This is a genomic window from uncultured Acetatifactor sp., from assembly GCF_948601915.1.
Lineage (GTDB): Bacteria > Bacillota > Clostridia > Lachnospirales > Lachnospiraceae > Acetatifactor.
Window position 1 is genome coordinate 1 of sequence record NZ_CAPDXS010000174.1, and the last position, 9,901, is coordinate 9,901.

Here is a 9,901-nt window from a genome sequence, read left to right on the forward strand (position 1 = left end):
ATTTTACCACCCTCTTCCAATTGTAGTTGGAAAAGTAGTGGGAACTATAGATAATCAGCTTATTATCCATGGATGAGTCCGCGCCTATCTGCAGGGAAATGTGTTTATACCAGTCCATTTCGCGGTCTTCATATATTGGTATTTTCACCTCTGTTACAACGCCTGAGTCAAACTTTCCCCTGTCTCCAGACGGTTTCGTTTCAAAAGCTACATGACCGCCCTGCCAGTTAGACCAGGAAACCGTCCCGCCATATGTTGCAACCGAGGGAGCCTTTTCGCTCGAACGGCCGTCACAGACAATCAACTGATTGGATGCTTTATTTGGAATCAGCAAAGTATAGTGACCAGCCGGCTGTCCAAAATCATTCCCCGCCGAGGTTTTGGTTCCCTCCACGATGCGGTCTATCAGCTCCCCGGCATCTTTGGCTCCCTCAATTCCTATATTGAAAATATACTGGCTGCCGCTTGTCTCCTTGCTGTGTGTGGTTCCGGATGTAAACCTGATGCTGTAATGGTTGCTGCAGGTACAGCAAGTAGTGTAAAAACCTTTCCCAATCAAGTCATTGACCATCGAGGTTGAACCGTCGAACTTGCTGAAATCCACATGAGCCGCTGCATGATCAATATCTACTGTCCCTGTCTTAGTTTGTGTGGTGCCGGATGCATCTGTCCAGGTTTCCGTCCAGTCCGCCTGATTTGTGTATGTCTCGGACAGGCTTCCGGTGTTCGTCATATCCACCCAGGCAGGCAGTTGGCCGCCAAAGACAAGTTCTGTCTTTTCTCCCACCACTGCCTGGGTAGGATAGATTTCTCCCTGAAGCACCTTTGTCTCATTGAACAGCGTCCTCTGCGCTATTCCGTCAATTTCCTTCCGCAGCTGGTCAATCTCCATCTGAATAGCATTACGGTCACTTTGTGACAAAGTACCGTTTGATGCCTGGACGCTCAGCACCATCCCTCTCAGGAGCATATCCTGTATTTCCGCCATGGCCCCATCCGCAATCTGCACCATGGAAATTCCATCCTGTGCATTCTGCACTGCCTGTCTCAGTCCCCTGATCTGCCTTCTCATCTTCTCGGAAACCGCCAGGCCGGATGCATCATCCGCCGCTCGGTTAATCTTGTACCCAGAGGACAATTTTTCTGTTGACTTAGCCCGTATTTTACTATTGATCCCAAGCATCCTCTCTGCATTCATTGCAGATATATTATGTTGAACAACCATTGCCCCACTCCCCTTTTGTCACAGAGCTTTCCACCCAATACACTCTATTTGGTATATTTTACTACATATAATGGACTGTATCAAGCGTTTATTGGCACTTGGCAATCAACAGATCTTTTGACTAATTCCCGAAAGGCCTACAGGGCTGAACGGAAATGCACTAATGCTGTATTTCTCGCAAAAAATGATTCCCTATCCCCGCCAGAAAAGCCAGCACTTCGTCCTTCATCTCCTCCGGGAAGGCCGTCAGCACGGGGGCGGTCTCAAAGCTCAGCGTCCCTCCGAAGCCGCTCCCTCTTAAGCCACGGACAAAACCTGCCCAATCCGTTGAAGCCTTATTCTCGCGGCTCCTGGCAAAGGTAAAGGGAATCTGGTGGAGGTCTGCCACTCCGTCATTGTCATGGATGTGCAGGACTTTGAGCCTGGGGCCCAGAATAGTCAGGAAGCTTTCAAAATCCAGCCCCACCAGGTTCGCATGTCCGGTGTCAAAGCAGAATCCCAGCACCTCTGCATGGTATTTGTCATTCATCCGGTCAATGCGCTCCGCCGCTTTCCCGGCGTCACAGCAGGGCCCCTCCACGATATGGCCGCCTGTGCTCTCATACAGGTTCTCGATGCATATGGTGATGCCCATCTCCTTCGCCATAGGAGCCAGGAAGTCCAGGAACTGTTCCATGACGTTCCACTCTTCCTCTTCGGAGCCCAGGAAACGGGCCAGTTTAAAGCCGTGGACTACGATATGCGGGCATCCAAAGTAAGCGCACACCTGCAGGCTCTTAGGCGCTACCACCTCCCGCAGATAGGCATTCAGCTCCCTGGTTCCTCCGGGCACATAGTTCGGATAGGGCATGTGCATCTGGTTGATTTCTATGGCTGCCTTCGCTGCTCCCAGCTTATGGGGCGCGAAGTACTGTTCCAGCTCCGGGACTGATTTGTCGAAAAAGGCATTCCGCTCCCCCTGATACAGGCTGATATTGGTGAGATACCCGTTCAGGCTGAAATCGGCACAGGAAAAGCCCGCCTGCTTCAGTCTCCGGAAACCGTCCTCCGGGCGGTCATCATATACGACATTTTTGGTCTGTACGCCAATCCTCATTATTCCGCTCCTTGTCACTGCCTCTTGCCCCTGCTTCTCATCCCTGTTGCTCCAAATGTCCAAGGCTATCGTTCCCCCTGTTCCAAAACCATGCAGACAGCCCGTGGTTCGCTTCGCTTTCCACAGTTTACGCCCGCAGTCACAAAATTTTCCGCGCCTTGTCCCTGTTGCTTCAAATGTCCAAAGCCATCGTTCGCTCCGGTTTCCGCAGCTTATACTCCCAGTCAAAAAACTTGCCATGGAACCAGGCTCACGAGCCGTAGAGTCTGTGGGCATCACGGCAGGTTTTATCGCTCGTGAGTATAATCGAAGCGGCCTCTCCGCTGTCTGCTCCGCCTCCCTGCGGCTCGCTCAATATCTCTGCAGCCTGTCAAAGTAGAAAGAGGGCATATATTCGTCATTAAAGAATTCGATGGGATTGGTGACCTGCATCCCACGGAGCTGCTGCGCAATCTCGCGATAATAGATATTGCAGATGAATATGGCACAGTCTTTCGGCAGGCAGGCCAGGCTCTCGGGAGCCCTTACCTCCAGGCCGCAGAAGGTGGTTCCCCAGAGGGAGGGGTTGTTGTCGCAGGTGAACAGAGGCGGGTATTTCTCACCGTAGCATTTCATGTAGTTCCGGCACATGTTCCCGGCGCCGAACAGCACGATGGAGGGGTATTTCTTTAAGGTATTCTCTATTCCAATCTGCCATTTGAAGTACTCGGCCACAGACTTCGCCAGCGTCAGAAGCTGCGGGCGGAGTATGGGCGAAAATACCGCTGCCGTATCCGAAAAGTCCAGTGCCAGCTCTCCGTCGAAGCCGCTTTCCCGCAGCCCCCTGATCAGGCCCAGCCAATCCGTCCGGGGCTGGCCGCCGCATACGGCGGTGAATGGGAGCAGCGAGCTTTCCTGCTGTCCGTCGCAGTCCCGCAGCAGCACGGCTTTTACGCGGCTTCCCAGCTGTACCGCGATTTCCCGCATGTTCTGGCCGCACAGGTTGTAGGTGCCTGTATTCATGCAGAAGCCGAAGCGCTCCTCGCCTACGGCTTCGTTCAGGCTGTCCACCCAGGATGCCGCCTCTTCTGCCTCGGCGCAGGCTCCGCGGATCAGATGGCCGTTCAGGCTCCGGCACTGGTTCTCCAGGAGGATGGTGACGCCGCTTTTCCTGGCAGAATCCCCAAGGCTCAGATAAAAGTCCCTGTTCGTCTCCCATGCCTCTGCGGATGGCATGGCGGCGGACAGGGGGCGCACAATCAGGTATCTGCTGCCCGCCTCGCCGCAGATCCGGATGCTTTCCCGGGTCAGCCTGGTCAGGAGTTCCTTTCCGTCTCTTTGCTTTGTATCCCTGCTTAAGTATGGGGCTGTGGCTATCGGGAGGGTCAGATGTGTCTCTTTGCAGCTGCGCAGCAGTTTTCCGGCGGGATGTTCCGGCAGCTCTTCACCGGAATGTTGCGCGGGGGCTTGTACAAGGCTTTGGAGCCAGGTTCCCTCAGGACGTCGGGGCGGTTTCCCGCTTTGCGGGGCGGAGGGCTGTTTTGGTATTATGGTTCCGTTCTGATGCCCTGCCTGGGCGCAGGGTTTCCCGGCGCTTTCCAGTTCCGCCGGAGGGCAGTACATTGTAAAATCAAGCAGTATGTTTTCAAACCCTGCTTTTGCTATGTCCGAAATCCCCTGTCCCGGGCGTTCTGTGTCCACGATTCCGGAGGGGGCGCATATCACATTCAATATTTTCTCCTCCCTGTCTGAGGTAGCGTCAACTTTCTATGTCTAAAAGCGAATCCACTCCAAGTAAAACCAAAGGTTTCAGAGACCATAAGCATATGTCTCGCCTTTCTTGGGCTTACCCAACCAACGTTTTGCTTCGGCAGGCCAGCCAAGGCTGGGCTGAAAGCCCATTTGTTTCAGCCTCGGCGAGGATTCCGCAAGCAAAATATATGGGCTAAGCCAACGGAAAGGGCTCCGCTCAGCCTTGGCTCCTCTCAGCCTTGATTCCGCTCAGGCTGCGGTCTGTCAGGCCACCGGATTACAGGAGCTTCTTCTCAATCAGGGACTTTATGCGGGTGGAGCTGGTGCTTTCCGTATAGGGGAAGAATACCATCTCGGCTCCGTGTTTTTCCAGAAATTCTTTCTCTGCCAGCCAGTCGGGGTTGTCTACGTAGTCGCTGCCGGAGAACTGGCAGTCGAACCGGTACAGTTTCCAGGCATCTCTGGTGCCATAGTAATTCAGGGGGATTTCCACCGCTTCGTCCACATAGCGGCAGGAGCGCACCATTTCTATCCGTTCGGCAAAGGGGATGAAGGGCTCCACTTCCTTATGCTTCCTGACTCCTTCGTCCGTGACTACGCCTACAATTAGGTAGTCGCACTGTTCCTTGGCTCGCCGGAACATGTTCAGGTGGCCTATGTGGAAGAGGTCGAATACGCCTGCTATGTAGCCTGTGTGGTATTTTTTTCGGTTCGGAGGTTCCTGTGGTTCTGCATGCTCCGGCACGGCTGTGGGAGTTCCCGATTCCCCGGTTTTTTTCGGTTCCGGGCATGTGCCGGCGTCCTGGGGCTTTGGGGAAGCCAGGGGGCATCCTGCCTCGGGATGGGGCGGCGTATCGGGTTGTCCCATGGTGGGTCTCCGCTTTCTGGGGTACGCTTTGTGGGAGTCGTAAATGCTGTATTCTTTCACGTTCATGGCATCCAGCTGCTTCATGACAGACAGGTAATTCTTGATGCAGATGAGCACCTTGTATTCTCCGCTCTGCAGTTGTCTGAGCAGTTCCGGGGACTGTATGGGAATGCCTTCCAGTTCCTGTCCCCATTTTTCCCGGCTGTTGTCCACAATGGCGTAGACCGGGTAATCCTGGCGGTACAGAGCGAGGAATTTTCGGGTGAAGGCGCCGGAGCCGAAGAGGATCAGCTTCCTGGTGTCCGCATTGCGGAAAATATCCACAAATAACCGCTGATGTTCCTCCTCCGAATAGTTCATGCGCTGGCGGTTGGAGTTCACCACCTCGGCGTTGCGCCTGCATTTCTCATGGTAGGAGCGCAGTTCTTTTTCCTTTCTCAGGGCTGTCAGGAACTCCCATTCCATCCGTCTCCATTGATCCAGCCGCTCGGTCAGCCCGTAGCGCCGGAAGAGGACATCTATGGGCAGCACTTTCTGCAGTTCTATGTTGCCGGAATAGAATGTGGCGATCATCCGGGCGATGATGGCATTGGCCGGATAGTTTTCCTGGCAGAATTCCTGGTCGTAGAACAGGAATTTTCCGTCCTGATGGAAGCTGTTCAGGGGAACCATGTCCAGGTATCCTTTTTTCAGGATAGCTCCCTGTCCGTCTCCTTTGTCAGGTTCCAGGATTTCAGAGGAATGCAGAATCATTTCACGGAAGCTGTCCATTTCCTGCAGGAATTTTTCCGTATCTGTCAAAAGGAGGTTTTTTAAATATACCTGTCCTACTTCTGCCTCCATGTATGGCATGACGTAGACGCCGTCTTCCATCCGGGCATCCACCACGGGGATTCCATGCTGTGCCAGGTCTCTGCCATGCTCTATCAGTCTCTCCAGCTTTGTCCGACCCTCCGGATAGGCTGCGATTTTCTCTACCGTCCGCCTGTTTTTTCGGCTGACTGCTGCTGTATGATGCTCTGCCGCTCCTGCCTGGCTGGCGGTTCCTGTAGCGCGCTCTGCCGCTCCTGCATGGCTGGCTGCTGTATGGCGCGCTGCTGTCTCTGCCTGGCTGGCGGTTTCCTGTGGGGCCGCCGCATCCCGGATCACGGTGAGGAGCGCGTCTTCCCTGCCCCGCTCCAGGGAGCTTGTGACTTGAAGGACGTTGGAATGGTTTCCGTCCAGGGAGCATTCAATCAGGTAGGCATTGGCCATTTGATGGAACATGCCGTTTTCGGTCAGGCCGGCATACAGGCTCTCCTCCTCCAGGAAGACGGAATCGGGATAGTTGTAGGTGGGAAAGAGTCGGTTGGCCAAGTCCTCGTTGGGCAGATAGTCTTCCGCGTAGATCAGGTTTGGGTTCCTTAGGTCGGGGAGGACTGAGAAGAAACGGGCGGATGTCCAGCCTGTGTTCCGGAGCATCTGTCTTATTTCTGCGCGGTTGTACATGCGGCCTTTGAAGGTATCTTCCTTTTTGGAGTAGGCTCTGCGGTAGTTTTCGATTCCGTCGAAGTTGCGCTCTGTGTAAGGGTCTCTGTCGCCGCAGAAATACCGGATACCGAAGCGGTTGTTGAGGCCTAACAGCAGGCGGCCTTGCGGCTTTAGGAGGCTGCGCCAGGACGCAAGGAAGGTTTCCGGGGCAGGGTGCTGCTCCAGATTTTCTATGCAAATGATGTAGTCGAAGCGTCCCTGCCACTCCTGGTGCCGGGGTTCCCGGATGGTCTGTTCGCAGGGGGCAGACGTGACCTGGAACAGGCGGTCGGTGAGCAGCTCTGCTATGGGGTCTTCAGGTCTGCCGATGTATAGGATATGGGGCTTTTTTTCTGAAAGCAGGATATCCCTGGTCGCCCCTGCTGCTGGCGCGAAATCGTACCAGTGCAATAGTCCTTTTTGTATTTCCCGTATAAGCATCTCCGGCTGTATCATTTTTCAATCAGTCCTCTCCCCTGCCTTATGTCTTTGCCTGACGGCCGTTATCCGATCAGCACTTCCTTTCCGCGGAACGCGAAACCGTACTTTCGAATGCGCTCTGTCGGAATGCCCTTAGCCTCCAGGCTTGCCGCATATTTCATGCTTTCAATCTGCTCCAGCGCTGACTGTACCGTATCTTCCAGCGTCTTCTCACCGTCCTCCGGGTCATGAACCTTAAATTCCAGAATAATGGCATCGTTTTGGCCGCAAGGCTCCAACAGCACATCGTACCTTCCAAAACCGCTTTCCCTATTGGAAGTGACGGTATATTGCCCTTTTAAATCCACCAACAGTCCCAGCACAAAACCATGATAGAACTTTGATAATAGAATCGTCTCTTCGATTCTATTATAGAACCGCTCCGGCTCCTTTGCCTCTGAAGGCCTGTTGCCGCTGTCGAAAAAGCTGAAAGTGTTCAAGGCCACCCTGTTCATATAGCGGTTCATCTCCCGAAGGTTCCCTTTCAGCAATGCGTTCACGAATCCATTATAAGCTGGGGTATAGTCCCTGAACCACCCTCTTATCATCTCTTCAAACATAGAACGAACCTCCCTGTTGGTCAGGGACAGATTATATTCCTGCCTACCGCTCTCCGCATCAAAGACCACGGAATCCGCGCGCAGATAGCCGCTGGCCAGAAGCATGCTCCAGACCGCGCCCATTCTGTAATCCAACTGGTCAAATACGATCTGCTCGTCAATCTCTGTGCAGAAAGTCCTGCCCTGAAGCAAATCCTCCATCGTTATCTTCACATCCGGGTCTCCCTCCCGAATCAATTTCCCCACAAGGCTGTTGGAACTGGTGTTGGCCCAGTAGGTGCCCAAATTTCCCGTCTTCAGATAATTCAGGATAGACCAAGGATTATAAATGTCCCGTCTTTCTCCAAAAACAAATCCATCATACCAGTATCTGACCTCTGCCATTTTGTCCCCAAGCCCATATTCTCCCAATGAGGCTGCCACTTCTTCCTCTGTGAATCCGAAGCTGTCCGCATACATATCAGATGTGGTGGTCACAACCGCCAGATTGTTTAAGTCTGAAAAAATGGATTCCTTACTAACTCTTGTAATCCCTGTCATGATTGCCCGGTCAAGATAAGGATTCGTCTTGAACGTCGCGTTGAAGAATGTCCTGATGAAGTCCACCATCTCCCGCCAGTAGCCATGCACATATGCCTCCTGCATGGGCGTATCATATTCGTCCAGCAGAATGATGACTTTCTTTCCATAATACCGCGAAAGATAGTTCGACAGGGCGTTCAGGGAATCGGAGGCGATGTAATCCTCCATTTCCGCAGATACCTTGCGGAACCTTCCCTTTTCATCCGCGTTCAGGCCGTCGCCCTCCAGCAGATAATCGTACTTATTGTACAGGTTCGTGATTATCTGGCATATCTTTTTCCTGGCGTTGGAAAAGGATATCTCCTTTACATTCGCAAAGGAAAGGCTGATAACGGGATATGTCCCCTGTAGGTTCCTGTATTTGTAATCCCCTGGAAGGGGGTTTTCTCCATTCTGGGGATTTTCCCTTTCTGGGGGATTCTCCCTGTCAGATGATTTTTCCTCCCAGATGGCAAGCCCCTGGAACAGGTCGCCCCGGTCTGCATATTCCAGGGAAAAGAACTGCTCCAGCATGCTCATGTTCAGGGTCTTGCCGAAGCGTCTGGGGCGGGTAATCAGGGTGACGACATCTCTATTTTCCCACCATTCTTTGATGAATCCTGTTTTGTCGATGTAAAAGCAGTTTGCCTGAATCAATTGCTCAAAATTCTGATGACCTATGCCGACTACACGCGCCATATCCTGCCCTCCTGGGTTTTTCTATAAGGAAAATGCGAGAATCTGTTGTGTTTATTCTAGCATTTTGTGTGGGGGCGTGCAATTACTTTTTACCCAATCTGCTGATATTAAATTGCACACTGAGGCCTAAGAGCAAGCGGCCTTCCAGCTTTAGGCGGCTGCACCAGGACGCAAGAAAGCTTTCCGGGGCAGGCTTCTGCTCCAAAATTTCTATGCAAATGATGTAGTCGAAGCTTCTCCTGGTGCCAGGGTTCCCTGATGGTCTGCTCGCAGGGAACGCACACTGTCCGCAGGCAGCGGGCAGCTCCGCAATGGGGTCTTCCCGGGCACCGATATAAAGTGCAATGCCGCTTTCTGCCGTGGGGACTTTTTTCGCGGCAGACACTTCGAAGCTATACCATTCCAGCAGGCCTTTGTGTATCTCTCGTATAAGCGTCTCTGCGTGTGCCATCTCTTCGCTCATTCCCCTCCTGTCTCCGGATTCAAAGTATAATGCTCCCTCCATAAGACCAGCACATGTTGGGCGGTGTGCAATAAAGGATTTTTATTTATGCCCAAATCTCCCTGATAAACTTTTTTCTCTTACATAGGTCTGTTCCTGTTTTCCGTTGCTGACCAACAAATATCCATTTTCATTCAATATACGCTTTATCCATCTCATCTTCGCTACACTATCCGGAAAAATCCGTGTATGTGTCTCTATACACAATTGATTGAATTTCATCCCTGATTCCAAAATTTCCGGAAGCGCCATAAATTCAGAACCCTCAATGTCCATCTTCAGCAACTCGATATAATCATGGCCGAACTTTTTCATTAATGTCTGCAATCGGTAGACCTGCATTTCTATTTTTTCACTGCTTGTCCACGGTGCAAAATATTCCGAATAATCCTGGCCTGAACTGGGACGGTAGAACGTCTTAAGCGCGTCTTCGTCAGAAAGTCCATATGGATAATATTTTATCTTCTCCTGAAGTTTCTGTTTCTTCATGTCTTCAACCACCTCAGGGCTGGGGTCAAACGCATAAACCTCCATATTATGCCTTTCTGCCAATTCCCTCTCAAAAGAAAAGTCGAATCCAATCCCGAATGAATAAGCGATGGCTTTGTGTTTCCCTAAGGAACTGTCGCAAAATAAAATGTACTATTTGAATCCACGTATTACATAGTTC

6 protein-coding genes and 1 pseudogene are annotated in these 9,901 nt (G+C 52.1%); all 7 read right to left on the minus strand.

The features are described from left to right. A pseudogene (locus Q2B33_RS21270) lies at positions 1-1,225 on the minus strand (hypothetical protein); the annotation flags it as partial. A gap of 160 nt (positions 1,226-1,385) precedes the next feature. Continuing rightward, on the minus strand, positions 1,386-2,321 hold the full coding sequence (locus tag Q2B33_RS21275) for a sugar phosphate isomerase/epimerase (RefSeq protein ID WP_300785531.1): 936 nt from the start codon (positions 2,319-2,321) through the stop codon (positions 1,386-1,388). Positions 2,322-2,672: 351 nt separating this feature from the next. Further along, positions 2,673-4,025, minus strand: coding sequence for a sugar phosphate isomerase/epimerase (locus tag Q2B33_RS21280; RefSeq protein ID WP_300784972.1), 1,353 nt, complete (start codon positions 4,023-4,025; stop codon positions 2,673-2,675). Between the two features lie 304 nt (positions 4,026-4,329). Further along, positions 4,330-6,870: an adenylyltransferase/cytidyltransferase family protein gene (locus Q2B33_RS21285; protein ID WP_300814039.1), complete on the minus strand. Its 2,541-nt coding sequence runs from the start codon at positions 6,868-6,870 to the stop codon at positions 4,330-4,332. Positions 6,871-6,932: 62 nt separating this feature from the next. Continuing rightward, complete coding sequence (locus Q2B33_RS21290) at positions 6,933-8,729, minus strand: AAA family ATPase (RefSeq protein ID WP_300784967.1); 1,797 nt, start codon at positions 8,727-8,729, stop codon at positions 6,933-6,935. A gap of 82 nt (positions 8,730-8,811) precedes the next feature. Further along, the gene (locus Q2B33_RS21295; RefSeq protein WP_300784966.1) at positions 8,812-9,192 is read right to left on the minus strand and encodes a hypothetical protein; all 381 of its coding nucleotides are present in this window, start codon (positions 9,190-9,192) and stop codon (positions 8,812-8,814) included. 81 nt (positions 9,193-9,273) lie between these two features. Further along, entirely contained in the window at positions 9,274-9,870 is a 597-nt protein-coding gene (locus Q2B33_RS21300) for an FkbM family methyltransferase (protein ID WP_330687866.1), read from the minus strand. Positions 9,871-9,901: the final 31 nt, after the last annotated feature.